Annotated in this window: 15 protein-coding genes and 1 pseudogene; 7 read left to right on the forward strand and 9 right to left on the reverse strand. The window is 73.6% G+C overall.

The window, feature by feature from the left end:
* Positions 1-24 precede the first annotated feature (24 nt).
* A complete protein-coding gene (locus IF45_RS0120350) occupies positions 25-2,316 on the forward strand; it encodes a heavy metal translocating P-type ATPase (protein ID WP_030308789.1) in 2,292 nt (763 codons plus the stop codon).
* Positions 2,317-2,805: 489 nt separating this feature from the next.
* Here IF45_RS0120350 and IF45_RS0120355 read toward each other — a convergent pair whose 3' ends face one another.
* Together IF45_RS0120355 and recD2 are read right to left on the reverse strand one after the other, a co-directional pair.
* Positions 2,806-4,095, reverse strand: a complete 1,290-nt coding sequence (locus tag IF45_RS0120355) for a citrate synthase (RefSeq protein WP_003948145.1) — start codon at positions 4,093-4,095, stop codon at positions 2,806-2,808.
* A 198-nt stretch (positions 4,096-4,293) separates the two neighbouring features.
* The gene (recD2, locus tag IF45_RS0120360; RefSeq protein ID WP_030308791.1) at positions 4,294-6,552 is read right to left on the reverse strand and encodes an SF1B family DNA helicase RecD2; all 2,259 of its coding nucleotides are present in this window, start codon (positions 6,550-6,552) and stop codon (positions 4,294-4,296) included.
* A gap of 521 nt (positions 6,553-7,073) precedes the next feature.
* Between recD2 and IF45_RS0120365 the strand changes: the two genes are divergently transcribed.
* The gene (locus tag IF45_RS0120365; protein WP_030308793.1) at positions 7,074-8,930 is read left to right on the forward strand and encodes a glycoside hydrolase family 3 protein; all 1,857 of its coding nucleotides are present in this window, start codon (positions 7,074-7,076) and stop codon (positions 8,928-8,930) included.
* A gap of 85 nt (positions 8,931-9,015) precedes the next feature.
* On the opposite strand, the gene IF45_RS0120370 is transcribed toward IF45_RS0120365, so the two are convergent.
* The 6 genes from IF45_RS0120370 to IF45_RS0120395 all read right to left on the reverse strand — a co-directional run bounded on the left by IF45_RS0120370 (position 9,016) and on the right by IF45_RS0120395 (position 19,634).
* Complete coding sequence (locus tag IF45_RS0120370) at positions 9,016-10,455, reverse strand: S28 family serine protease (RefSeq protein ID WP_030308794.1); 1,440 nt, start codon at positions 10,453-10,455, stop codon at positions 9,016-9,018.
* 187 nt (positions 10,456-10,642) lie between these two features.
* Complete coding sequence (locus IF45_RS0120375) at positions 10,643-14,401, reverse strand: ABC transporter ATP-binding protein (RefSeq protein WP_030308796.1); 3,759 nt, start codon at positions 14,399-14,401, stop codon at positions 10,643-10,645.
* Between the two features lie 199 nt (positions 14,402-14,600).
* Positions 14,601-14,954: a VOC family protein gene (locus tag IF45_RS0120380; protein WP_003948150.1), complete on the reverse strand. Its 354-nt coding sequence runs from the start codon at positions 14,952-14,954 to the stop codon at positions 14,601-14,603.
* 96 nt (positions 14,955-15,050) lie between these two features.
* Complete coding sequence (locus IF45_RS0120385; protein ID WP_030308798.1) at positions 15,051-16,748, reverse strand: thiamine pyrophosphate-binding protein; 1,698 nt, start codon at positions 16,746-16,748, stop codon at positions 15,051-15,053.
* Positions 16,749-17,047: 299 nt separating this feature from the next.
* The gene (speB, locus tag IF45_RS0120390; protein WP_003948152.1) at positions 17,048-18,019 is read right to left on the reverse strand and encodes an agmatinase; all 972 of its coding nucleotides are present in this window, start codon (positions 18,017-18,019) and stop codon (positions 17,048-17,050) included.
* A gap of 85 nt (positions 18,020-18,104) precedes the next feature.
* Entirely contained in the window at positions 18,105-19,634 is a 1,530-nt protein-coding gene (locus IF45_RS0120395; RefSeq protein WP_003948153.1) for a sodium:solute symporter family protein, read from the reverse strand.
* Between the two features lie 150 nt (positions 19,635-19,784).
* Between IF45_RS0120395 and IF45_RS0120400 the strand changes: the two genes are divergently transcribed.
* The 5 genes and pseudogenes from IF45_RS0120400 to IF45_RS31505 all read left to right on the forward strand — a co-directional run bounded on the left by IF45_RS0120400 (position 19,785) and on the right by IF45_RS31505 (position 24,899).
* Positions 19,785-21,347: a PucR family transcriptional regulator gene (locus tag IF45_RS0120400; RefSeq protein WP_030308801.1), complete on the forward strand. Its 1,563-nt coding sequence runs from the start codon at positions 19,785-19,787 to the stop codon at positions 21,345-21,347.
* A 115-nt stretch (positions 21,348-21,462) separates the two neighbouring features.
* Complete coding sequence (locus IF45_RS0120405; RefSeq protein WP_030308802.1) at positions 21,463-22,245, forward strand: phosphatase; 783 nt, start codon at positions 21,463-21,465, stop codon at positions 22,243-22,245.
* A 104-nt stretch (positions 22,246-22,349) separates the two neighbouring features.
* Positions 22,350-23,321 carry a DUF5996 family protein gene (locus tag IF45_RS0120410; RefSeq protein WP_030308803.1) on the forward strand — a complete coding sequence of 324 codons (972 nt, stop codon included), beginning with the start codon at positions 22,350-22,352 and terminating at the stop codon, positions 23,319-23,321.
* Between the two features lie 260 nt (positions 23,322-23,581).
* Positions 23,582-24,100, forward strand: coding sequence for a hypothetical protein (locus IF45_RS0120415; protein WP_030308804.1), 519 nt, complete (start codon positions 23,582-23,584; stop codon positions 24,098-24,100).
* A gap of 55 nt (positions 24,101-24,155) precedes the next feature.
* Positions 24,156-24,899, forward strand: a pseudogene (locus IF45_RS31505) (HAD-IA family hydrolase).
* Here IF45_RS31505 and IF45_RS0120425 read toward each other — a convergent pair.
* On the reverse strand, positions 24,811-25,878 hold the full coding sequence (locus IF45_RS0120425) for a cation diffusion facilitator family transporter (protein ID WP_030308805.1): 1,068 nt from the start codon (positions 25,876-25,878) through the stop codon (positions 24,811-24,813). The pseudogene IF45_RS31505 and the gene IF45_RS0120425 overlap by 89 nt on opposite strands.
* Between the last annotated feature and the right edge of the window lie 50 nt (positions 25,879-25,928).

A 25,928-nucleotide genomic window follows, 5' to 3' on the forward strand; every position in this document is an offset into this window, starting at 1 on the left:
CCTCGTAGCGGAGACCGCCAGACCATGACCACCAGTACGGCCCCCGAACGGCCGGCAGCATCCGCGACCACCGAGGTCGAGCTGAGCGTCGGCGGGATGACCTGCGCCTCGTGCGCGGCCCGGGTGGAGAAGAAGCTCAACCGGATGCCGGGCGTCACCGCCACCGTCAACTACGCCACCGAGAAGGCGAAGGTCGCCTACGAGCCGGGCGAGGAGCTGGGCGTCGCCGACCTGATCGCCACGGTGGTCAGGACCGGCTACACCGCCGAGGAGATCCGCCCTCCGGAGCCCGAGCCGGCCCCGGAGGCTCCAAAAGACGGCGCGGAGGCTTCCGGCGCGCCCGGCGAGGACGGGACCGAGGCGCTGCGGCAGCGGTTCACCGTCTCCGCGGTGCTCGCGGCGCCGGTGATCCTGCTGTCGATGGTCCCGGCGTTCCAGTTCGACCACTGGCAGTGGCTCTGCCTGACCCTCACCGCGCCCGTCGTGGTCTGGGGCGGCCTGCCCTTCCACCGGGCCGCCTGGACCAACCTGCGGCACGGCGCGACCACGATGGACACCCTCGTCTCGGTCGGCACCCTCGCCGCCTTCGGCTGGTCGCTCTGGGCACTCTTCCTCGGCCACGCCGGGATGCCCGGGATGCGGCACGGCTTCGACCTGACCGCCTCCCGCGCCGACGCCTCCTCGATGATCTACCTGGAGGTGGCGGCGGGCGTCGTCACCTTCCTGCTGCTCGGCCGCTGGCTGGAGGCGCGCGCCAAGCGCAGGGCGGGGGCAGCGCTGCGCGCCCTGCTGGAGCTGGGGGCCCGCGAGGCCACCGTGGTGCGGGACGGGCGCGAGGTACGGGTGCCGGTGGCGCGGCTGGTGGTCGGCGACCGGTTCACGGTCCGGCCCGGCGAGACCATCGCCACCGACGGCCGGGTCCTGGAGGGCCGCTCGGCGGTCGACACCTCCCTGCTGACCGGCGAGTCGGTACCGGTCGACGTCGCCCCCGGCGACCAGGTCACCGGCGCCACCGTCAACACCGGCGGCCGCCTCACCGTGGAGGCCACCCGGATCGGCGCCGACACCCAGCTGGCCCGGATGGCCCGCCTGGTCGAGCAGGCCCAGAACGGCAAGGCGGCCGTCCAGCGGCTGGCCGACCGGGTCTCGGCGGTCTTCGTCCCGGTCGTGCTGGTCCTGGCCCTGGGCACGCTGGTGGGCTGGCTGCTCGCCACGGACGACGCCACGGCCGCCTTCACCGCCGCCGTCGCGGTCCTGATCATCGCCTGCCCGTGCGCGCTGGGCCTGGCCACGCCCACCGCCCTGCTGGTCGGCACCGGACGCGGCGCGCAGCTCGGCATCCTCATCCGGGGCCCCGAGGTGCTGGAGAACACCCGCCGCGTCGACACGGTCGTCCTCGACAAGACCGGCACCCTCACCACCGGCCGCATGGAACTGACCGAGGTCCTGCCCGCCGACGGCACCGGCGAGACCGAGCTGCTGCGCCTCGCGGGCGCCCTGGAGCACGCCTCCGAGCATCCGATCGCCCGCGCCGTGGCGAGCGCCGCCGAGGAGCGCCACGGCCCGCTCCCGCCCGTCTCCGGCTTCGCCAGTACCTCCGGACTGGGTGTCCGCGGCACCGTCGAGGGGCGCCAGGTGGCCGCCGGCCGCCCCCGGCTCCTCACCGAGGCCGGGATGCCCCTCCCCGAGGAGCTGGAACGGGCTCTGGCGGCCGCCGAGGCCCGCGGGCGGACCGTGGTCGCCGTCGGCTGGGACGGGGCCGTACGCGGGCTGCTGACGCTCGCCGACGCCCTGCGGGAGACCAGCGCCGAGGCGGTCCGGGAACTGCGCGCGCTCGGCCTCACGCCCGTCCTGCTCACCGGCGACAACGAGGCCGTGGCCGCCGAGGTGGCCCACGCGGTGGGCATCGACCGGGTGGTGGCCGGGGTGCTGCCCGAGGGCAAGGTCGCCGAGGTCGAGCGGCTGCGCGCGGAAGGCCGTACGGTGGCGATGGTGGGCGACGGCGTCAACGACGCGGCCGCGCTGGCCACCGCCGACCTGGGGCTCGCCATGGGCACCGGGACGGACGCGGCGATCGAGGCCGGGGATCTCACCCTCGTCCGCGGGGACCTGCGGGCGGCGGGCGACGCGATCCGGCTCTCCCGGCGCACGCTGGCCACCATCAAGGGCAACCTCTGCTGGGCCTTCGGCTACAACGTGGCGGCGCTTCCGCTGGCCGCCGCGGGACTGCTGAACCCGATGATCGCGGGGGCCGCGATGGCCTTCTCCTCGGTCTTCGTCGTTACCAACAGTCTTCGCCTCAAGTCCTTCACATAGTTGACGCACTACCCTTACTCTTGGACCCCGAACCCCGGGGCTCTCGCAGCAGTATTCAGGTCGTGCGAGAGACGCAGATCACACTCCCCGCAACGTAACCAAGTGGGGGGCTCGTGAGTCTAAGAAGGCGATACCGGAAATGTCTTGGGGGACGTTTCCGGAATCGGGAGGACGTCTTGGGGGACGTCCTTCGACCGTGTAGGCCGGGGCACGTGCACCGGGGAGCTTTGAGCGGCCCTCCCGTACGTACGTGTCCTGGCAGACCGCACAGACGCCCGGCCGGATCCCGTGGGGGGAATCCGCTCGGGACACAGGAAAGCGCCCCGAGCATCGGCCCGTGGGGGGACTGGTGCCGGGGCGCTTTCTACTTGCCCGAACGCGGCCGTACGGCCCGGAACGGCCGAAAGCCCGCCCCTCCCCCGCCGCACAGCGGGGAAAGAACGGGCCAAGCGGGGCGCGCCCCTGAGAATCGCGAGGCGACAGCCCCGGTCAGCGGGCCTCGACCGGGACGAAGTCGCGCAGGACCTCGCCGGTGTAGATCTGCCGCGGACGCCCGATACGCGATCCGGGCTCCTTGATCATCTCGGTCCACTGGGCGATCCAGCCCGGGAGACGGCCGAGCGCGAAGAGCACGGTGAACATCTCGGTCGGGAAGCCCATGGCGCGGTAGATCAGCCCGGTGTAGAAGTCCACGTTCGGGTAGAGGTTCCGCGAGACGAAGTAGTCGTCGGAGAGCGCGTGCTCCTCCAGCTTGAGCGCGATGTCCAGCAGCTCGTCGGACTTGCCGAGCGCGGAGAGGACGTCGTGCGCCGCCGCCTTGATGATCTTCGCCCGGGGGTCGAAGCTCTTGTAGACGCGGTGGCCGAAGCCCATCAGCCGGACGCCGTCCTCCTTGTTCTTCACCTTGCGGATGAAGGAGTCGACGTCGCCGCCGTCGGCCTTGATGCCTTCCAGCATCTCCAGCACCGACTGGTTGGCGCCGCCGTGCAGCGGGCCCCACAGCGCGGAGATGCCGGCCGAGATGGAGGCGAACATGTTGGCCTGCGAGGAGCCGACCAGGCGCACGGTCGACGTGGAGCAGTTCTGCTCGTGGTCGGCGTGCAGGATGAAGAGCTTGTCCAGCGCCGAGACGACGACCGGGTCCAGCTCGTACTCCTGGGCGGGGACCGAGAAGGTCATCCGCAGGAAGTTCTCGACGTAGCCCAGGTCGTTGCGCGGGTAGACGAAGGGCTGGCCGATCGACTTCTTGTAGGCGTAGGCCGCGATCGTCGGCAGCTTGGCCAGGAGGCGGATCGTCGAGAGGTGGCGCTGCTCCTCGTCGAACGGGTTGTGGCTGTCCTGGTAGAACGTCGACAGCGCGCTGACCACCGACGACAGCATCGCCATCGGGTGCGCGTCGCGCGGGAAGCCGTCGAAGAACCGCTTCACGTCCTCGTGGAGGAGGGTGTGCTGCGTGATCTCGTTCTTGAAGCCCGCCAGCTCGTCGACGGTCGGCAGCTCACCGTTGATCAGCAGGTACGCCACCTCGGTGAAGGTGGAGTTCTCCGCCAGCTGCTCGATCGGGTACCCGCGATAGCGGAGGATGCCCTGCTCGCCGTCGAGATAGGTGATCCCGGATTTGTACGCCGCGGTGTTGCCATAGCCGCTGTCGAGGGTCACCAGACCCGTCTGGGCGCGAAGCTTCCCGATGTCGAAGCCCTTGTCGCCGACGGTGGAGTCGATCACCGGGTAGGTGTGCTCACTGTCGCCGAACCGCAGTACTACAGAGTTGTCGCTCACGTCTTTCCCTCACCGACGTAGTGCCTCATCTTCGAGGTGCCCTGACTGTCTCTACCATCCCCCATTTGGCTCAGGAGAGTGCACTCGGGGTCGACCCTTCGGCCCTTTGGCGGCACTCAGTGCCGCCAACCTGTTCATCCTGCCCCTCTCCCCCCGGTTCCGGAAGGGCTGCGTGACGTATCCCACCGTTTTGATCGATCATTTCTGGCCGACCGGCCGGCCGGGCGTCCCCGAGAGCAGCCGATGGCCGAGCGCGGTGCACCTCCTGCCTGCGGAGACGGTACGCACCGCCTGGCCGATCGCCTTCCGCGACCCGACCAGGACGACCAGCTTCTTGGCCCGGGTGACGGCGGTGTAGAGCAGGTTCCGCTGCAGCATCATCCAGGCGCTGGTGGTCACCGGCACCACCACCGCGGGGTACTCGCTGCCCTGCGAGCGGTGGATGGTCACGGCGTAGGCGTGCGCCAGCTCGTCCAGCTCGTCGAAGTCGTACGGGACCTCCTCGTCCTCGTCGGTGAGCACGGTCAGCCGCTGCTCCTCGGTGTTGAGGGCGGTGACGACGCCGACGGTTCCGTTGAAGACGCCGTTGAGCCCTTTCTCGTAATTGTTACGGATCTGGGTCACTTTGTCCCCGACGCGGAAGACCCGGCCGCCGAACCGCTTCTCCGGGAGGTCGGGCCGGGCCGGGGTGATGGCCTGCTGGAGGAGGCCGTTCAGGGCGCCCGCGCCGGCCGGGCCGCGGTGCATGGGGGCGAGGACCTGGATGTCGCGGCGCGGGTCGAGACCGAAGCGGGCCGGGACGCGGCGGGCGGCGACGTCGACGGTGAGGCGGCCGACCTCCTCGGTGTCGTCCTCCACGAAGAGGAAGAAGTCGTCGAGGCCCTGGGTGAGCGGCGGGGTGCCCGCGTTGATGCGGTGGGCGTTGGTGACGACCCCGGAGCGCTGGGCCTGGCGGAAGATCCTGGTCAGCCTGACGGAGGGGATCGGTCCGCCGTCGGCGAGCAGGTCGCGCAGGACCTCGCCGGCGCCGACGCTGGGCAGCTGGTCGACGTCGCCGACGAAGAGCAGGTGGGCGCCGGGCGCGACCGCCTTGACCAGCTTGTTGGCGAGCAGCACGTCCAGCATGGACGCCTCGTCGACCACCACGAGGTCGGCGTCGAGCGGCCGCTCCCGGTCGTACGCGGCATCGCCGCCGGGACGCAGCTCCAGCAGCCGGTGGACCGTGGAGGCTTCGGCTCCGGTCAGCTCGGCGAGGCGCTTCGCGGCCCGCCCGGTCGGGGCGGCGAGGACCACCTTGGCGCCCTTGGCCCGGGCCAGCTCCACCACCGACCGCACGGTGAACGACTTGCCGCAGCCGGGCCCGCCGGTGAGCACGGCCGCCTTCTCGGTGAGGGCGAGCCGGACCGCGTCCCGCTGCTCGGGGGCGAGTTCGGTGCCGGTGCGGCGGGCCAGCCAGCCCAGCGCCTTCTCCCAGTCGACGTCCCGGAAGGCGGGCATCCGGTCGTCCGGGGCGCGCAGCAGCCGCAACAGCTGGGCGGCGAGGGAGACTTCGGCCCGGTGGAAGGGGACCAGGTAGACGGCGGTGACGGGCTCGCCGTCGGGGCCGGGCACCTTCTCGCGGACCACGCCCTCCTCGTCGGCGGCGAGTTCCCCGAGGCAGTCGATGACCAGGCCGGTGTCGACCTGGAGCAGCTTGACGGCGTCCGCGATGAGCCGGTCCTCGGGGAGGTAGACGTGGCCCTGGTCGCTGGACTGGGAGAGGGCGTACTGGAGTCCGGCCTTGACGCGGTCCGGGCTGTCGTGCGGGATGCCGACGGCCTGGGCGATCCGGTCGGCGGTGAGGAAGCCGATGCCCCAGACGTCGGCGGCCAGCCGGTAGGGCTGGTTGCGCACGACGGAGATGGAGGCGTCACCGTACTTCTTGTAGATGCGCACGGCGATGGAGGTGGTGACGCCGACCCCCTGGAGGAAGACCATCACCTCCTTGATCGCCTTCTGCTCCTCCCAGGCGGCGGCGATCATCTTCGTCCGCTTGGGCCCGAGCCCCGGCACCTCCACCAGCCGCTTGGCGTCGGTCTCGATGACGTCGAGGGTGTCGACCCCGAAGTGCTCGGTGATCCGGTCGGCGATCCGCGGCCCGATGCCCTTGATCAGCCCGGACCCGAGGTAGCGGCGGATGCCCTGCACCGTGGCGGGCAGCACCGTCGTGTAGTTCTCCACCGTGAACTGCTTGCCGTACTGCGGATGCGACCCCCACCGCCCCTCCATCCGCAACGCCTCCCCCGGCTGCGCCCCGAGCAGCGCCCCGACCACGGTGAGCAGTTCCCCGCCACCCCGCCCGGTGTCCACCCGGGCCACGGTGTACCCGTTCTCCTCGTTGGCGTAGGTGATCCGCTCCAGGACGGCTTCGAGGACGGCGAGACGGGGCTGGTCCTGCGGGGGTACGGCTGGGGACATGGGACGACAGTACGAGGTGGGGGCGGGGTGGTGGGGCCCGGGGAAAACCCGGTGTGCCCGGTCGCGAAGTTCCGCAGGGTCCGGCTGCGCCGCCGGACGAGGCCGGGCGGCCGTGGCGAAGGGGCGGGAGCAAGCCCGCGCCTCCACTTTCCCGCCGAAAATTGATCACGACTTCCGTACAACCCCGCCCGGGGGTCGCCTGTCTTACGTGGCATCAGGACTTCTGGGGGGATTCCCGGGGGGGATTCAGGGAGTTCTGATCTGGAGGGGGGACCTCCGGGGGGAGACACGAGGGGCCCGGTCCGCGGACCGGGCCCCTCGAATGGTGTGCGGGGACGGCCCAGGCGCGGCAAAGGCGGACAAGCGGCGCGGGGCGCGGGTGCAACACGCGCCCCACCTCTTGACTGGCAGAAATCTTCGGGCTATCCGTGATTCCTGGCAGTTTCCTTCAGGGGCTGCCCGTCGAGGCGGCACGGGCAGCGCGCACCCGCCCGGCGCCCCTCCCACCGGAAGGAGCGCACGTGCACCACCGATCCCCCGGCACCTCCCGCCGCGCCGTGCTCGCGGCGGGCGCGGGAGCCGCCGCCGCGGCCACCGTCAGCACCTCGGCCTCCGCCGCCGTCGGCCCCCAGGGCGAGGCGAGCGGCGTCCGGCCGGCCGCGCGCAGACCCACCCGCGCGCAGCTGCGGAAGCTGCTCTCCCGGATGAGCCTGGAGGAGAAGGTCGGCCAGCTCTTCGTGATGCGGGTCTACGGCCACACCGCGACCGACCCGGACCCGGCGGACGTCGACGCCAACCTCAAGGAGCTGGGCGTCCGCGACGCCGCCGAGCTGATCTCGACGTACCACGTCGGCGGCATCATCTACTTCACCTGGGCGCGCAACACCCGCGACCCGCACCAGATCGCCGAGCTGTCCAACGGCATCCAGCGCGCCTCGCTGGGGCGGAGAAACGGTTTGCCGGTGCTCATCTCCACCGACCAGGAGCACGGCATCGTCTGCCGGGTCGGCGCTCCGGCCACCCTGCTGCCGGGGGCGATGGCGCTGGGCGCGGGCGGCAGCCGCACCGACACCCGGCGGGCCGCGCACATCGCCGGGGCCGAGCTGGCCGCCCTCGGCATCCTCCAGAACTACGCGCCGGACGCCGACGTCAACGTCAACCCGGCCAACCCGGTGATCGGCGTCCGCTCCTTCAGCTCCGACCCGCAGGTGGTGGCCGACCTGGTGGCCGCACAGGTGAAGGGGTACCAGGGAGCCGGGGTCGCCTCCTGCGCCAAGCACTTCCCGGGCCACGGCGACACCACCACCGACAGCCACGAGGCGCTGCCGACCATCCACCACACCCGCGAAGAGTGGGAGCGGCTGGACGCGCCGCCGTTCCGGGCGGCGATCACGGCGGGCATCGACTCGATCATGACCGCGCACATCGTGGTGCCCTCCCTCGACCCGGCCGAGGACCCGGCGACGCTCTCCCGCCCGATCCTGACCGGCATCCTCCGCGAGGAGCTGGGGTACGACGGGGTGGTGGTCACCGACTCCCTCGGCATGGAGGGGGTGCGCACCAAGTACGGCGACGACCGGGTGCCGGTGCTGGCGCTGCTCGCCGGGGTCGACCAGCTGCTCAACCCGCCGAGCATCAAGGTGGCGTACGACGCGGTGCTGGCGGCGGTGCGCGACGGCGAGCTGACCGAGGAGCGGATCGACACCTCGGTGCTGCGCGTCCTCGAACTGAAGGCCAAGCGGGGCCTGTTCGAGGACCCGTACGTGACGCGGCGGGAGGTCGACCGGACGGTGGGCGTCCGCCCGCACCTGGCCGAGGCCGACCGGATCGCCGAGCGCACCACGACCCTGCTGGCCCACCGCGACGGCCTGCTCCCGCTGAGCCGCCGCACCCACCGGGACCTCCTGGTCGTCGGCGCCGACCCGGCCTCCCCCTCGGGCACCACGGGCCCGCCCACCACCACCCTCACCGAGGAGCTGACCGGGCTCGGCTTCCGGGTGACCACGCTCTCCACCGGGACGGCGCCCACGCAGGCGGTCATCGACGCGGCGGTGGCGGCGGCCGGCGGCAAGGACGCGGTGGTCGTCGGGACGTACAACGTGGCGGCGGGCAGCGCGCAGCAGAAGCTGGTGCGGGCGCTGGCGGCGACCGGGGTGCCGGTGGTGGCGCTGGCCATCCGCAACCCGTACGACGTGGCGCACCTGCCGGAGGCCGACGCGGTGCTGGCCACCTACTCGTGGACCGACGTGGAGCTGCGGGCGGCGGTGCGGGTGCTGGCCGGCCGGGCCAGGCCGCGCGGGAAGCTGCCGGTGCCGGTGCAGCGGGCCGACGACCCGTCGAGGGAACTGCTGCCGGTCGGGTTCGGCCTGCGGTACTGACGGGTGGACGAACAGCGCCGCCCGCGCCCCTGGAGCAGGGGTGCGGGCGGCGCTTTCGTGTCCGGGCGGGCCGGGTCGGGTCAGGTCAGGGCTTGCCGCCCCGGTACTTCTGGAGCAGCTTCTCGTCGAGGGAGTCGAGGGTCTTGTCGTAGGCGGCCAGCGGCGCGGCGGACTCGGGGTCGGCCTGGGCGGTGGCCGGGGCGACGCCGGCCCACTGCTGGATGCGGGCGGTGGCGCGGGCGCTCTCGTCGGGGACGAGCCCGGCGACGTTGGCGCCGTGGTTGGCACCGGGCGCGGTCAGCACGTAGGAGTCGCGGGCGCCGGCCCCGAGGCGGAACGGCTCGGCGCTCCACGGGTCGTTCTCGCCGTAGACGAACATCATGCGCTGGGCGTGGTGGCGGACCCAGGTGTCGACGTCGCGCATGGCGTGCTTCTCGAACCGCATGGGGATGGAGCGCGGCACGAACTCGCGGGGCGCCTGGTAGCCGTAGCGGCTGAGGTCGGCGAGGTGCGGCTGGGCGATGCCGGGCGAGCCGAGCTGGGTGCCCGCCTGGTAGTAGTACGGCGTGTACGGGGCGAGGCCCTGGTCGGTGTAGAAGGACCAGCCGGAGATCTCGTCGACGTAGGCGAAGAGTTCGGCGTCGGTGGCGGTGCGGGCCTGCGGCACGGCTGCGCAGTCGGCCTCGTCGGCGTACTGCCAGAAGCCCCAGGCCAGGTCCATGACGACGGCCTCGAACGCCTTGTCGAGGCTGCCGACGGTGGTGAAGGTGGCGCCGGACTTCTCGGCCAGCTCCCGGTACCGCTCGCTGAGGGGCTCGCGGCGGAGCAGGGCCTCACGCTGGACGGCGTGCAGGGCGTCGCGGCACTCGGCGGTGCCGACCTGCTCCAGGAAGCGGTCGTAGGCGGAGTCCTCGCTGTCGACCACGTCGTTGGGGGCGACGTAGGCGACGACGGCGTCCATGTCGCGCGGGTAGAACCGCTCGTAGTAGGTGGCGGTCATGCCGCCCTTGGAGCCGCCGGTGGCCAGCCACTTCTTGCCGTAGACGGGCTTGAGGGCCTGGAAGAGGCGGTGCTGGTCGCTGGCGGCCTGCCAGATCGTCAGCTTCGACCAGTCGGCCGGTTCGGGGCGCGACGGGGTGAAGTAACGGTACTCCAGGGAGATCTGGTTGCCGTCGATGATCCGGGTGGGCTCGCTGCGGCCGGGGGCGGTGGAGACGCCGTAGCCGGAGGTGTGGAAGACGGTGGGGCGCGAGGTGTCCTTGTGCAGCACGGTGAAGCGCTGCTCGAAGGTGCCCCGCTTCGGGTGCCGGTGGTCGACCGGCTGGGTGTAGGTGAGGACGAAGTACCGGTACCCCTCGTACGGCTTCTCCTCGACCAGCTCGACGCCCTTGACGGCGAGCAGCCGCTGAAGGATGTCCCGGCCGTCCCGTGCCGGGTCCTGGCCCGCCACCGCGGTGCCGGCCTGGGCCGTGACGGCCCCCGCCAGGACCACGAGCGACAGCAACCAGCGCAACACCGTGCGCATGAGCCCTCCCCTGTTCCGATCGTCACTCCGGGTGCGTCCCGGCCCGCCGGAACTTAGCCGAGTGACGCCCGCTCCACCAGACGGCCTGCTCCTGGGGGTGACGGGGCGTCGTCCGGGAGGGCCGGACAGCGCGGCGCCCCCTGTCCCGGGCGGGGACGGGGGGCGCGGGGCGCGGCCCGACGGAGGGTCAGGCGGCGGGGGCGCCGACGAAGGCGTCCCAGAGTCCGGCGTAGGCGCCGTTCCTGGCGAGAAGCTCGTCGTGGGTGCCGACCTCGGCGACCTTGCCGTGGTCCATGACGACGACGCGGTCGGCACGGGCGGCGGTGGTCAGGCGGTGGGCGACGACCAGGGTGGTGCGGCGGCCGGCGACCCGCTCGGTGGCCTGGTTGACCAGGGCTTCCGTGGCCAGGTCGAGGGCGGCGGTCGCCTCGTCGAGGAGCAGGATGTCCGGGTCGACCAGTTCGGCGCGGGCCAGGGCGATCAGCTGGCGCTGGCCGGCCGAGAGGTTGCGGCCGCGTTCGGCGACGGTGTGCAGGTAGCCGCCGTCCAGCCGGGCGATCATGTCGTGCGCGCCGACCGCGCGGGCCGCCGCCTCCACCTCGGCGTCGCCCGCCTCGGGCCGCCCGTAGGCGATGGCGTCCCGGACGGTGCCCTCGAAGAGGTACGCCTCCTGCGGGACGACGCCGAGCCGGTGCCGGTAGGCCGTCAGGTCCAGGTCGCGCAGGTCGGTGCCGTCCACGGTGACCCGGCCGCTGGTCGGGTCGTAGAACCGGGCGACCAGCTTGACCAGGGTCGACTTCCCCGCGCCGGTCTCGCCGACGAAGGCGACGGTCTCGCCCGGCTTGATCCGCAGGTCGACGCCGGTCAGCGCCTCCTCGGCCTGGCCTCCGCCCTCGGCCGGGCGGTAGGCGAACCCCGTGGACTCGAAGGCGATTTCGCCGCGCAGGGAGAGCACGTCGAGCGGTTCGGCGGCCCGCCCGGTGGACGGCTTCTCGCGCAGCAGTTGCTGGATACGGCCGAGCGAGACGGTGGCCTGCTGGTAGCCGTCGAAGACCTGCGAGAGCTGCTGGACGGGCGCGAAGAAGAGGTCGATGTAGAGCAGGTACGCCACCAGCGCGCCGGTGGTGAGGGTGCCGGCCTCGATCCGGCCGGCGCCGACGATGAGGACGGCGGCGGCCGCCACCGAGGCGAGGAGCTGCACGAAGGGGAAGTAGACCGAGATCAGCCACTGGCCCTTGAGCCGCGCCCGCCGGTAGCTGTCGCTGTGCTCGGTGAACCGCCGGGTGGTGGTGGGCTCGCGCCGGAACGCCTGCACGATCCGCAGCCCGGCGACGTTCTCCTGGAGGTCGGCGTTGACCGTGGAGACCCGCTCACGGGCCAGCTCGTACGCCTTGACGCTGCGCTTGCGGAAGAAGTACGTGCCGACGATCAGGACGGGCAGCGTCGCGAAGACGACCAGCGCCAGCTGGAGGTCGATGGCCAGCAGCACGCCCATGATGCCGAAGAAGGTGACGACCGAGACGAAGGCGGTGACCAGGCCGGTCTGGAGGAAGGTGGAGAGCGCGTCGACGTCGGTGGTCATCCGGGTCATGATCCGGCCGGTCAGCTCGCGCTCGTAGAAGTCCAGGCCGAGCCGCTGGAGCTGGGCGAAGATCTTCAGCCGCAGCGCGTACAGGACCCGCTCGCCGGTGCGGCCGGTCTTGCGGATCTCGGCGGTCTGCGCGGCCCACTGGGCGATCACCGCGAGCAGGGCCAGCCCGGCGGCGGTCCAGACGGCGCCCAGCGCCAGCTGGTTGACGCCCTCGTCGATGCCGTGCCGGATCAGCACCGGCAGGAGCAGGCCGAGCCCCGCGTCGGCGGCGACGAAGAGGAAGGCCACGGCGAGCGGCCTGCCGAACCCGCGCAGCAGCCGCCGCAGGCCGTACGACTCCTCCGGGGTGACGGCGCGGGCCTCGTCCACCCGGGGTTTCTCGTCGGCCGGGGGCAGCGCCTCGACCTGGGCGAGGAGTTCGGGGGTGGCGGGCATCCCGGCGAGGGCGGCGGCCGGATCGCGGGCCTCCTTGTCGCGGACCCACAGGGCCGGGGTGATGCCGCGTTCGGCGTCGAACTCGGCCTCCAGCTCGTCCCGCAGCTCGTCGGTGAGCGTCTCCTCCTCGGGCAGGACGGAGAGCGGGGGCGGCTGGGGGGTGTGGCCGGGCGAGGTGCCGCCGAGCGCCTCGGGGTCGGTGAGCAGGCGGCGGTAGAGCGGCGAGGTGCGCTCCAGCTCCGCGTGGGTGCCGACGGCGGCGACGCGGCCCTCGTCGAGGACGGCGATGCGGTCGGCGAGGTTGAGGGTGGAGCGGCGGTGGGCGATGAGCAGCGTGGTGCGGCCCGCCATGACCTCGGCGAGGGTCTCGTGGATCTCGTGCTCGACGCGGGCGTCGACGGCCGAGGTGGCGTCGTCCAGGACGAGCAGCCGGGGGTCGGTGAGCAGGGCGCGGGCCAGGGCCAGGCGCTGGCGCTGGCCGCCGGAGAGGGTCAGGCCGTGCTCGCCGACGGCCGTGTCGTAGCCCTCGGGCAGCTCGTCGATGAAGCGGTCGGCGCGGGCGGCCCGGGCGGCGGCGGTGATCTGCTCGTCGGTGGCGTCGGGGCGGCCGTAGGCGAGGTTGGCGCGGATGGTGTCGGAGAAGAGGAAGCTGTCCTCGGGGACCAGTCCGATGGCGGCGCGCAGCGAGTCGAGGGTCAGCTCGCGCACGTCGCGGCCGCCGACGAGGACGGCGCCCGCGCTCACGTCGTAGTAGCGGGGCAGCAGCGTGGAGACGGTGGACTTGCCGCTGCCGGAGGCGCCGACCAGGGCGAGGGTCTCGCCCTCGCGGATCTCCATGCTGAAGCCGTCGAGGACGGGCCGCCCGTCGCCGTAGCCGAAGGTGACGGAGTCGAACTCGACGGTGGCGGGGGCGTCGGCGGGCAGCTCGCGGGGGCCGTCGGTGAGGGTGGGCTCGGTGTCGATCAGCTCCAGGACGCGTTCGGCGCCGGCCCGGGCCTGCTGGCCGACGGTGAGGACCATGGCGAGCATCCGCACCGGGCCGACCAGCTGCGCGAGGTAGGTGGAGAAGGCGACGAAGGTGCCGAGCGTGATCTGCCCGCGCACCGCCAGCCAGCCGCCGAGGGCGAGCATGGCGACCTGGCCGAGCATGGGGACGGCCTGGAGGGCGGGGGTGTAGCGGGCGTTGAGCTTGACGGTGCGCAGGCGGCCGGCGAACAGGCGGCGGCTGACCTCGCGGACCTTGCCGGTCTCCTGCTCCTCCTGCCCGAACCCCTTGACGACGCGGACGCCGGAGACGGCCCCGTCGACCACTCCGGCGACGGCGGCGGCCTGCCCCTGGGCGTACCAGGTGGCCGGGTGGAGCCGGGTGCGGCTGCGGCGGGCGATCCACCACAGGGCGGGGGCGACGGCGACGACGACCAGGGTCAGCGGCAGCGAGAGCCACCCCATGATCGCCAGGGACATGAGGAAGAGCAGGACGTTGCCGATGGTCATCGGCAGCATGAAGAGCAGGCCCTGGATGAGCTGGAGGTCGCTGGTGGCGCGGCCGACGACCTGGCCGGTGGAGAGTTCGTCCTGCCGTCTGCCGTCGAGCCTGGTGATGGTGGCGAACATGTCGGTCCGCAGCTCGTGCTGGACGTCCAGGGCGAGCCGCCCGCCGTAGTAGCGGCGGATGTACGTCAGCCCGTAGACGACCAGGGCGGCCAGGACCAGCAGGCCGGTCCAGACGGCCAGCGAGCGGCTGCCGCCGATCACGTCGTCGATGACGACCTTGGTGATCAGCGGCACCAGGGCCATGACGCCCATCCCGGCGAGCGAGGCGCCGAGCGAGAGGATCACGTCCTTGGGGTGCCGCCAGGCGTACGCGGTGAGCCGCTTGACCCAGCCCCGGTTCTCGATCGCCGCCTCCGGCCCGGCCACCGGGGTACGCCCCGGTTTCCCCTGTTCCTGCCGGTCCTGCCGAGCGCCCGCCACCCCGTGGTCCTTCCGTCGTCCGGTCTCCTGCCACTACCGCCAGCGCCAACGTCCGGAGCGGGGGATTTCATCCCGCCGCAACAAACCGGGTGGGGCGCACGGGTGTGCGAGGGGAGCCAGGAGGGCGCGCGAGGCGGCGGAGCCGTCAGCGGTGGCCGAGGATGTTGACGACGCGGCCGTCCGGGTCGCGGACGAAGAAGCGGCGGACACCCCACTCCTCGTCGCGGACCGGGAAGAGCAGCTCGGCGCCGGCCGCCCGCAGCTCCTCGTAGGCGGCGTCCACGTCGTCGACCTCGATGCTCAGGTCGGGGACGAACGGGCCGGTCAGGTCCTCGGTCATCAGGCTCAGCTGGACCGGCGAGGCGCCGCCTCCGGTGCCGGTCAGGGTGGTGATCCAGCCCAGCTCCATCGCGGGGCTGAGGCCGATGCGGGCGTAGAACGCGCCGCACGCCTCGGGGTCCTCGGTCCGCAGGTTGGGGACGACCCGCCGTACGTTCATGATCGGCTCCTCACGCCGTGGCCGCGCGGCGGGCCGGGCGGCTCCCGGCCGGACTGCCCCGCGACGGGAGCACTCCAGCACGGAAGCGCGCGTACGTCACGCCTCTCCGCTCTCCTCGTGGGTGGCGGCGAACATCCGCAGGTGGACCGGGAGGACGACCACCGACGGGCCGGGGGCGGCCAGCGCCTTCGCGAGGTCCGTGGTCAGGTGCTCCACCGAGGTGGTGGTGGCCGGGATGTGGAAGGCGGCGGCGAGGGCCGCGTAGTCCGGGCGGCTCAGCTCGGTGGCGGTGGCGGTGCCGAAGGCGTCGTTCATGTACTCGCGGAGGATGCCGTAGCCGCCGTCGTCGACGATGAGCCAGGTGACGTCCAGGTCGTGCTGGCGGGCGGTGGCCAGCTCCGCGATCGAGTACAGGGCGCCGCCGTCGCCGGAGACGGCGAGCACCGGGCGGGTCGGGTCGGCCACGGCGGCACCGAGCGCGGCCGGGTAGGCGTAGCCGAGGCCGCCCGCGCCCTGGGCGGAGTGGAAGGCGCCCTGACGGGGGTCGAAGGCGGACCAGGCCCAGTAGGCGAGGATCGTCATGTCCCAGAAGCTGGGCGAGGTGTCGGGCAGCGCCTCGCGGACGGCCGCCAGCACGCGCTGCTCGGTGTCGAGGCCCTGGCCGTCGATCCGGTCGCGGATCGCGGCGAGGGTCGCGGCGACGCGGTCCGGGGCGCCGGTGTCCGTACGCTCCGGGACGGTCTCCAGCAGGGCGGTGAGGGCGAGGCGGGCGTCGGCGTGGATGCCGAGGGCCGGGTAGTTGGCCTCCAGCTTGCCGAGGTCGGCGTCGATCTGGATGATCCGGCCGCGCGGGGTGAACGTGCCGTAGTGCGAGGACAGCTCGCCCAGGCCCGAGCCGACGACGAGCACCACGTCGGCCTCCTCCAGGAAGGCCGTGGTGTGCCGGTCCTCCATCCACGACCGGAGCGAGAGCGGGTGGTCCCAGGCGAAGGCGCCCTTGCCGCCGAAGGTGGTGACCACCGGGGCCTGGAGCCGCTCGGCCAGCGCGGTCAGCTTGCCGGCCGCGTCGGCGCGGACCACGCCGCCGCCCGCGATGATCACCGGCCGCTCGGCGCGGCCCAGCCAGTCGGCGGCCACCGCGGTCAGCTCGGGACGCGGAGCCGGCTCCTCCGGGAACGCGTCCGGAGCCGTGACCTGCGGCAGGGACGTCCCGGCGCTGAGGATGTCGGCGGGGATCTCCACCCACACCGGACCGTGCGGCGCGGTCAGCGCGCTCTGCCACGCCTCGGCGACCGCGGTCGGGATCTGCGAGGCGGTACGCACCGTGTGGACGGACTTCACCACGTCCCGGAACGACGCCTGCTGGTCGCGCAGCTCGTGCAGGTACCCGTGGCGCCCGCCGCCGAGCCCCGCCACCGGGATCTGGCTGGAGATCGCCAGCACCGGCGCGCTGGCGGCGGCCGCCTCCTGGAGCGCGGCCAGCGAGGTGAGGGCCCCCGGGCCGGTGGAGAGCAGCAGCGGGGCCGCCTCACCGCTCACCCGGCCGTACGCGTCGGCGGCGAACCCGGCGTTGTTCTCGACCCGCAGGCCCACGTACGCCATCGGGGCGCGGCGCAGCGCGTCGAACATGCCCAGCGCGTGCTGGCCCGGCAGACCGAACACGGTGGTGGCGCCCAGCCCGTGCAGGGTCTCCATGACCAGGTCACCTCCGGTGCGGCCGGGCGGAGGGGACAGGGCTGCCGCCGTCTGGGCGGGGGTCGGGATCAGCTCGGGGCCGTGGTGGTCGTGGGTCATGGTGCGGGTGGCCTCGTGTCGGGTCGGTGGGGTTTTGGCCATGGTGTCATTCGGCTTGTCGCGGGGCGTGGGGTGCCTTGGCCGGGGTTGGCCCGGCCTGCGGCCCGGGGCGGCCTCAGGCGCCGGCCGGGCTGGGTGGCCTCAAGCGCCGGCCGGGCTGTCGTGTGGCTGAGCGCTCAGCCGATCTCAGCCCGGCCGGCGATTGAGGCCACTGAGCCCGGCCGGCGTTTGAGGCCGCCCCAGGCCGGAGGCCGGGCAGGGCCCGGCCGGGGCAGGGCCCAGCCTCCGAACCCCGGCCGTCAGGCCGAGATCTGGCGGGCCATGATCGTGGTCAGCTCGTACGCCGTGTGGCTGGCGGCCACCGCCGTGATCTCGGCGTGGTCGTAGGCGGGCGCCACCTCGACCAGGTCCGCCGAGACGAGCCGGCAGGAGGCGAGCCCCCGGATGATCTCCAGCAGCTCCCGCGAGGTGAGCCCCCCGGCCTCCGGCGTCCCGGTCCCGGGCGCATGCGCCGGGTCGAGGACGTCGATGTCCACGGAGATGTAGAGCGGCCGGTCCCCGATCCGCTGCCGCAGCTGGTCGGTGATCTCGTCGACCCCGCGCCGCATCACGTCGGCGCTGGTCACGATCCCGAAGCCGAGCTTCTCGTCGTCGTCGAGGTCCTGCTTGCCGTAGAGCGGGCCGCGCGTGCCGACGTGGGAGAGGGCGGAGGTGTCGAGGATGCCCTCCTCCACGGCCCGCCGGAACGGCGTCCCGTGCGTGTACTCGGCCCCGAAGTAGGTGTCCCAGGTGTCGAGGTGGGCGTCGAAGTGGAGCAGGGCCACGGGCCCGTGCACCTTGGCGACCGAGCGGAGCAGCGGCAGGGCGATGGTGTGGTCGCCGCCCAGCGTCATGAGGCGGGCGCCGGTGGCCAGCAGGTCGTCGGCGGCGGCCTCGACGGTCTCGACGGCCTCCTCGATGTGGAAGGGGTTGGCCGCGATGTCGCCGGCGTCGGCGACCTGGGCGAGGGCGAACGGGGAGGCGTCCTGCGCCGGGTTGTAGGGCCGCAGCAGCCGGGACGCCTCGCGGATGGCGTTGCCGCCGAAGCGGGCGCCAGGCCGGTAGGAGACGCCGGTGTCGAAGGGGACGCCGACCACGGCGATGTCGGCGGAGCCGACCTCGTCCAGCCGCGGCAGCCGCGCGAAGGTGGCGGGCCCGGCGAAGCGCGGGATGCGCGAGGAGTCGACGGGGCCGCGCGGCTCGGGGCGGGGCGTGGAGGCGGATGCGGTCATGGGTGCGGGTGTCCTTCCGTGGGCCCCGGTCGGGGGCGGGTGCGGGTAGCCCGGGGTGCGGGCGGGTCGGCGGGGCGGCGCGGGGTCAGCGTCCGTCGCCGGTTCCAGGATGCGCCTCGGCGTACGCGCCGGGGCCGGCCTCGGCCCCTTCGGCCGGGGCGTGCGCGCTCTCGGGCGCGCCCCGGCCCGCGAGCCGTTCGCGCCAGGTGGCGAGGACGGCCGGGTCGGTGGGCGGGGTGAGGAGGGAGACGACCACGTACGCGGCGAGGGAGGCGAGCAGGCCGTAGTAGATGGGCTGGTCGGCGAGGATGCCGTAGTGCCACATCAGGGCGGAGACGGTGAGGCCGCCGACGGCGACGGAGGTGAGCGCGCCCTGCACGGTGCCGCGCTTCCACAGCAGGCCGCCGAGGATCGGGATGAGCAGCCCGCCGACGAGGAGGTTGTAGGCGACGGTGAGCGCCTGGACCACGTCGTTGAGGGCGATGGCGATGACGATCACGGCGGCGCCCATGATCAGGATGAAGAGGCGGTTGCCGCGCACCTCGTCGTGGGCGCCCCCGGCGGGCGCGGGCTCCCCGCCCCGGGCGGCGGCGCGCAGCCGGGACCAGATGTCGTTGTTGGCGACGGTGGCGCAGGCGATGAGGGCGCCGGAGGAGGTCGACATCACGGCGGCGAGCGCGGCGGCCAGCACCAGGCCCCGGACGCCGACGGGCAGTTCGTGGGTGACGATGGTGGCGAAGGCGTCGTCGGCGCTGGCCAGGTTCGGGTACATGACCTTGGCCGCGGTGCCGATGACGGCGCCGGCTATCGCGTAGACCAGGCAGTACGTACCGGCGACGGTGCCGCCCCAGCGGGCCGTGCGGTCGTCGCGGGCGGTGAAGACGCGCTGCCAGATGTCCTGCCCGATGAGCATGCCGAAGGTGTAGATCAGCACGTAGGTGAAGATCGTCTCGCCGCCGATGCCGAGCGGCTCGAAGTAGCTGGTGGGCAGTTCGTCCCGGAGCGCCCCGAAGCCGCCGGCCTTGACGACGGCGATGGGCAGCAGCAGGAGCAGCACCCCGATCGTCTTGACGACGAACTGCACCATGTCGGTCAGCGTGATCGACCACATCCCGCCGAGCGTCGAGTACGCGACGACGATGCCGCCGCCCAGCACGATGGCGAGGGTGCGGGGCACGTCGAGGAGGACGTCGAAGATGGTGGCGTAGGCGATGGTCGAGGTGACGGCGAGCATCAGCGTGTACGCCCACATCACCAGCCCGGTGATGAGCCCGGCCCGGCCGCCGTACCGCAGGTCGAGCATCTCGGAGACGGTGTAGACCTTCAGCCGGGAGATGCGCGCGGAGAAGAAGAGGGAGAGGGCGAGCAGGCCGAAGCCGATGGTGAGGACCATCCAGGCACCGGAGAGGCCGTGCTTGTAGCCGAGGCCGACGCCGCCGATGGTGGAGGCGCCGCCGAGGACGATGGCGGCCATGGTGCCGGAGTAGAGGAACGGGCCGAGGCGCCGCCCGGCGACCAGGAAGTCGCTCTTGGAGCGGGCCCGGCGCATCCCCCACCAGCCCATGGCGAGCATGCCGGCCAGGTAGAGAAAGATGACCGCGTAGTCGACTGCCACGGGGGGCTCCGTTCGTCCGGATGCGGAGGAGGGGAAGGGGAGAAGGAGGGGGGGCGGGCGGGCGTGGCTCGACCCTAGGTCGCCCCCGGGCCCGGCTGAAGTGTAGGTTTCATCCCTCCTCGGCCCTCTCGCTGGATGGATCGTCCACCCATGAGCACCACCCCTCCTCCCCCCACTTCCGCTTCCCCGGTCGAGCCCCCGGCCGCCGTCCTCCCGCCGACCCCGCCGGTCCGCCTCTCCGCGCTGCTCGGGCGGGCCGATCTCGGGCTCGGGCTGCGCCAGGTGGGCGGGCCGCCGGTGGACGAGGGGGACGGGGAGCGGCTGGTGCAGTGGGTGCACACCTCGGAGATGGAGGACCCGTACCCGTACCTGCTCGGCGGTGAGCTGCTGCTCAGCGCGGGGCTGCACCTGCCGGAGGCGGCGGGGGCGGGGGCCTACCTCGACGCGTACGTGGGCCGGATCGTGGCGGCGGGCGGCGCCGCGCTCGGCTTCGGGGTGGCGCCGGTGCACGAGGCGGTGCCGCGCGGCCTGGTCGCCGCCTGCGACCGCTGGGGGCTGCCGCTGATCGAGGTGCCGTCGGCGACCCCGTTCAGCGCGGTGGCCCGTGCGGTGTGGCGGCTGATGGCGGAGTCCCGGCACGCGGGGCTGCGCCGCGCCGCCGAGGCCCAGCGCGGCCTGGCCACGGCGGCGGCCGGACCCGACCCGGTCCGCGCCGTGCTGACCCGCCTCGCCGCCCTCCTCGACGGGTACGCGGTGCTGCTCGGCCCCACCGGCGAGATCCTCGTCCCCGGCGGACGGGGCGCCCCGCCGGACCCGGCCCGCGCCCTGCTCGGCGGCCTCGCCACCAAGCTCCGCCCGGGCCCCGCCACCCGCCCCGCCCCCGCCTCGGCCACGGAGACGGCGGGCCGCGACCGCATCGCCGTCTACGCCCTGACCGGCACCGGCGGCCACGCCCTGGGCACGGTCTGCCCGGCGGGCACCGAGGGCGAACAGGCCCTCGCCCAGATCGCGGTGGTCCTCCTCTCCCTCCTCACCGCCGACCAGCCCGGCGCCTCCTGGGCGGGCCGCACCTCGGCCCTGGTCGCCCTGCTCCTCGGCGACGCGCCCGCCACCGTCACCGGCTCCCTCTCCACCGGCCCGTGGACGGTGGTCCGGGCCCGCCGCTCCCCGCACGGCGGGCCCGTCGACACCGTGGCCGCCTCCGCACTCGGCACGGCCCTGGGCTCCACCCTGGTCGGCACCGGCCCCGACGCCGACACCGTCCGCGTCCTGCTCCCCGCCGGCGCCGAGCCCGCCCCGCAACGCGGCTGGACCCTGGGCGCCGCCACCGCCGCCGGCGACCCGCCGGACCTCCCCGCCGCCGACGCCCGCGCGGCCCGCGCCCTGGACCGGGCCCGCGCCACCCACCGCCCCCTCGTCCGCGACCGGGCGGACGCCGCCCGGGGACTGGCCGCGCTGGTCGACCCGGCCGACGCCGAGGCGTACGCCCGCGACCTGCTGGCCCCGCTCGCCGACGCCCCGGAACTCGCCGCAACCCTCCGCGTCTGGCTCTCCCTCCACGGCAGCTGGGACCGGACCGCCACCGCCCTCGCCGTTCACCGCAACACCGTCCGCGGCCGCATCGCCCGCTGCGCCCGCCTCCTCGCCACCGACCTGGACGACGCGGACGTACGGATGGAGCTGTGGTTCGCGCTGGGGCGCGGCGGGGAGTGAGGGGCGCCGGTGTGCGGCCTCCGCGCCTTGCGGAACCCGCCCCACCGGCACGAAAGGCGCAGCCAACCCTCGCGAGCCGCCCCAGGCGGCGGGGGCGCCGGGCACAATGGTCTCCATGTCGATACCCAGCCGCGCCACCCTCGTCGAGCATCTCGTCCGCGCCCGGATCGCCGGTGACGTCGCCACGCCCCGCGACAACAACCTCGACCACTACCGCAGGCTCGCCAACGGTGACCGCCACTACTGGCTGGGGCTGGAGCTGGGCGACCGCTGGGCCGACGAGCAGGACGTGCTGGCCGTGATGGCCGAGCGGTGCGGCGTCAGCGACGACCCGGAGCACCGGCACGGCCAGGACACCATCGACCCGGAGCTGACCGTCGACGGCCTGGAGCGCATGGCGGCCCGGCTCCGCAAGGCGGCCGAGAGCCAGGAGCGGGTCCTGTTCGCCACCGGCCACCCCGGCGGCCTCCTCGACGTCCACCGGGCGACGGCCGCCGCCCTGCGCGCCGCCGGCTGCGACATCGTCGTCATCCCCGGCGGGCTGCGGACCTCGGAGGGCATGGTCTTCCAGTTCGCCGACGTGGCGATGCTGGAGCGCGGCGCCACCCTCTGGCACACCCACTCCCCCGAGCCGATGACCGTCATCCTCGACGGACTGGAGCGCGAGGGCAGCCCGCTGCCCGACCTGGTCGTCGCCGACCACGGCTGGGCGGGCTGCGCGGCCCAGCGCGGCCTCGACTCGCTCGGCTACGCCGACTGCAACGACCCGGCCCTCTTCATCGGCGAGGCCGAGGGCACCATGCAGGTCACCGTCCCCCTCGACGACCACGTCCTCGACCCGCGCTTCTACGACCCGATGACGGCGTACCTGCTGGACGCGGCGGGGCTGACGCCGTAGGGCACCTCCCCGGACGTGCCGAGGGCCGCGGACGCTGCGAAACTGGGACGAAACGCCCCGGACGTCCGTTTCCGTCCCGCATCTCGCACGGGGAGGCCCCTCCCATGAGCCAACGCGGCACCGCACGGCCCGACCTCGACTACGAGCACCTGGCACCCACCGCCGACTACGTGAACCGGGTGGTGCAGGTCGGCGGCAAGTACACCCTGGACGAGCCCTTCGAGGTCGGCTGGGGCAACGTCGTCCTCGACGTCACCCCGCGCGGCCTGGCCACCCGGACCTTCCGCCGCCCCGACACCTCCTTCCAGGTCCACTACGGCCTGCTCGACGGCGACGTACGGATCGAGTCCGACCGGGGCACGCGCGCCCTCTCCCTGCGCCACGACTCGGTCGCCTCCTTCTACACCGCGTTCTGCGACGCCGCCCGCGACCTGGGCGTCGACCCGCCCGACTCCCCGCTGATCTGCGAGATCCCCGGCTCCCCCGCGACCTTCGAGGAGGACCGCGCCGCCCGCACCTGGGACCCCGACGCGGCCCGCCTGATGTGCGGCGCCTGGAACCTCGCCGCCGCCGGCCTGGAGGCGTGGCAGGCCCCCTACCTGGGCCACCGCCCCCGCGTCGGCGTGATGTGGGGCGGCTTCGACCTCTCCGCCACCCGCTGGCGCCCCCAGCGCACCACCCCCACCCCCGGCCGGCCCGCCTTCCAGCAGAACGCCGAACTCCACGCGTACGTCTCCGTCGGCTTCTCCTTCGGCAGCGCCGACGCCCCGCACCCCGGCATGTACGCCTACATCTGGCCCCAGCCCGACGGCCTCGAAGCCCGCGACTGGGGCGTCCCCGGCGCCACCTGGAACCCGGACGCGGGCCTCGTCCAACTCCCCTGGCCCGCCCTCCTCCAGACCCCGGACCCGATCCACTCCATCGTCACCTTCGGCGACGCGGTCTACGCCGCCGCCGTCGACCTGTCCGGCTGGCCCGCCGACTGGGTCTGCCCCCGCGTGGACGGCTGGTACATGAGCCGGACACCTACGGAACAGGTCCAGCGGCTGGAGCGGGAGCGGCACGAGGAAGGCTGACCCGGCACCAGCGACGCCCACCGCCGGCCCGGACCGCGCCCCGCCCGAGAGGCGGGCCGCCGGTAATGCCTTCAGCCCGTTCCCCCGGCAGCCCGCCCGTTCCGGAGCGCCGGACGCCCCACCTCCGGCGGAGGCGGAGCCGGCGCACCCACCCCGGCTCACCAGAACTCCACGACTGTCACGAGTTCTTCACATCGTGATATAACCCGGTCCTCGCCACCCGCTTCGAGGGTGGCCGCCAGCCGTTCCCGGGGGGACCGATGAACCCGTACACCCAGCCTCCGCATGCCACCACCACGGTCGCCCAGAGGCCCCTGTACAAGCGGAAGCGGGTGTGGGCCGTCGGGGTCGCGGTCTTCGCGTTCGGGGTGATGGGCGGGACCCAGTCGGCGCAGGACGAGGTGCGGGCCGCTCAGGCGGTGGCCGCCAAGCCCGCGCCGACGGTGACCGTGACGGCGACGGCCACCGCGACCGAGACGGCCGAGCCCGAGCCGGCGCCGACGGTCACCAAGACCAAGCGGGTGGAGACGCCGGGGCCGAGGGTGACGGTCACCGTCGCACCGGCGACCGGAGGCTCGGGAGGTTCCGGTTCCGGCGGCGGGGGCGGCGGCAGCGCCGACAGGACGGACACCTGCTCCATACGCTCCAACGCGGGCAACTGCTACCAGGCGGGCCAGTTCTGCCGCAACGCCGACCACGGCGCCGTGACCACGACGGCGAGCGGCGCCCGCATCAAGTGCGCGGCAAGCGGGAACTCCTGGCGGTGGACGTACGCCTGAGGTGCCGCCGGCTCACACCGCACCACCCCGCCCGCTTCCGGAGGGACGACCGCCCATGCCGTCTGACGCCGTCCCCGCCTCGGCCGGCGAGACCGGGCCGCGCGGCCTGATTCTGGATTTCGCCGGGGTGCTCACCTCCGACCCCCGGGAAGCCCAGCACGCCTGGTGCCGGTCGGAGGGGCTGGCGCCGGGGGCGTGGCGGGCGGCTCTGGCCGAGCATCCGGAGGGGCGGCGGCTGTACGCGGCGCTGGAGACGGGGAAGCTCGCGCAGGCGGAGTGAAACAGGGCCACGGCGGCTCTCCTCGGCCCGCACGTCGACCCGTCGAATCTGATGGGCCGGGTCTGGGCCCGGGTGCCGGTGGCGCGGGGGATGGTCGCGCTGGCCCGTGCCGCGCGTGCCGCCGGTCACCGCCTCGCCCTGCTCTCGAACAGCTTCGGCCTCGATCCGTTCAACCCGTACGAGCACGTGGGGGTCTGGGAACTGTTCGACGTGCACGTCGTCTCGGAGCAGGCCGGCCTGGCCAAGCCCGATCCGGGGATCTATCAGCTTGTCCTGGACCGGCTCGGGCTCCCGCCGGAGCGGTGCGTCTTCGCCGACGACCAGGCAGCCAACCTCGTGCCCGCCGTGGCGGCGGGCATCGCCACCGTGCATGTCACCGACGAGGCGGTGGCCGTGGACGAGTTGACCCGGCAGCTCGGCCTGCGGGGCCTCACCCCTCCCCCTCGTCCCCCCAGGGGTCGAGACCTTCGCGCCGTCGCTGCCCCGCCCCCGGCGTCGGGTCCAGATAGACCCGCTTGATCTGCGGGAACCTCTCGCGGAGGCGTCGCTCGGCGCGTTCGCAGGCCCACTCGATCTCCGCTGCCGTGGCCGTGTCGCGGAAGTCGACCTTGGCGGCGGCGAGGGCCTCGTCGGGGCCCTGCATGAGGGTGGTCAGTTCCAGGACGGAGTGGACCTGGTCGACGGCGAGGAGTTCGGCGTGGATGGCCTCGCGGACGGGGGCGGGGAGGGGGCGGCCGAGGAGGAGTTCGACGTTGGAGCGGCCCAGGACCCAGGCGACGTAGACGAGGAGGAGGCCGATGAGGAGGGAGGCGACGCCGTCGAAGACCGGGGAGCCGGTGAGGTGGGCGCCGGTGAGGCCGCCGGCGGCGAGGACGAGGCCGACCAGGGCGGCGGAGTCCTCCATGACGACGGCCTTGACGGTGGTGTCGGGGGTGTGGCGGAGGTAGTGGCGCAGCGGGGTGCGGGCCCGGCGGGCCTCGCCGCGCATCTGGCGGGCGCCGGTGCGCAGGCTGAACCCCTCCAGGAGGAAGGCGATGCCGAGGACGGCGTAGGAGAGGGTGGGGTTGCCCAGTTCCTCGCCGACGGCCAGCGTGTGGACGCCGTCGTAGATGGCGAAGACGGCGCCGCCGACGAAGGTGGCGACGGAGGCGAGCAGGGCCCAGACGTAGCGGGCGGCGGCGTAGCCGAGGGGGTGGGCCTCGTCCGGGGGATGGGCGCTGCGGCGCAGGGCGGTGAGCAGGAGCAGTTCGGTGACGGTGTCGGCGACCGAGTGGGCGGCCTCGGAGAGCATGGCGCTGGAGCCGCTGATGATGCCCGCGACGGCCTTGGCGACGGCGATGCCGAGGTTGGCTCCGGCGGCGACGAGGACGGTGAAGGTCGACTCACCCCGGTCGGCGCCCGGACCGCCGCCGAGGGTACCGGTGCCGGCGGCGCCGGTGCCGGGGGCGGCGGCCGGGGAATCGCCGAGGTCGTCTGGTTCCGCTGAGGCTGCACCCATGGGCGGGGATTATGCCCGGTACAGGTGGTTCGGCCTGGTATGCCTCGCGG

Origin of the sequence: Streptomyces albidoflavus (assembly GCF_000719955.1) — a bacterium.
Taxonomy (GTDB): Bacteria; Actinomycetota; Actinomycetes; order Streptomycetales; family Streptomycetaceae; genus Streptomyces; species Streptomyces albidoflavus.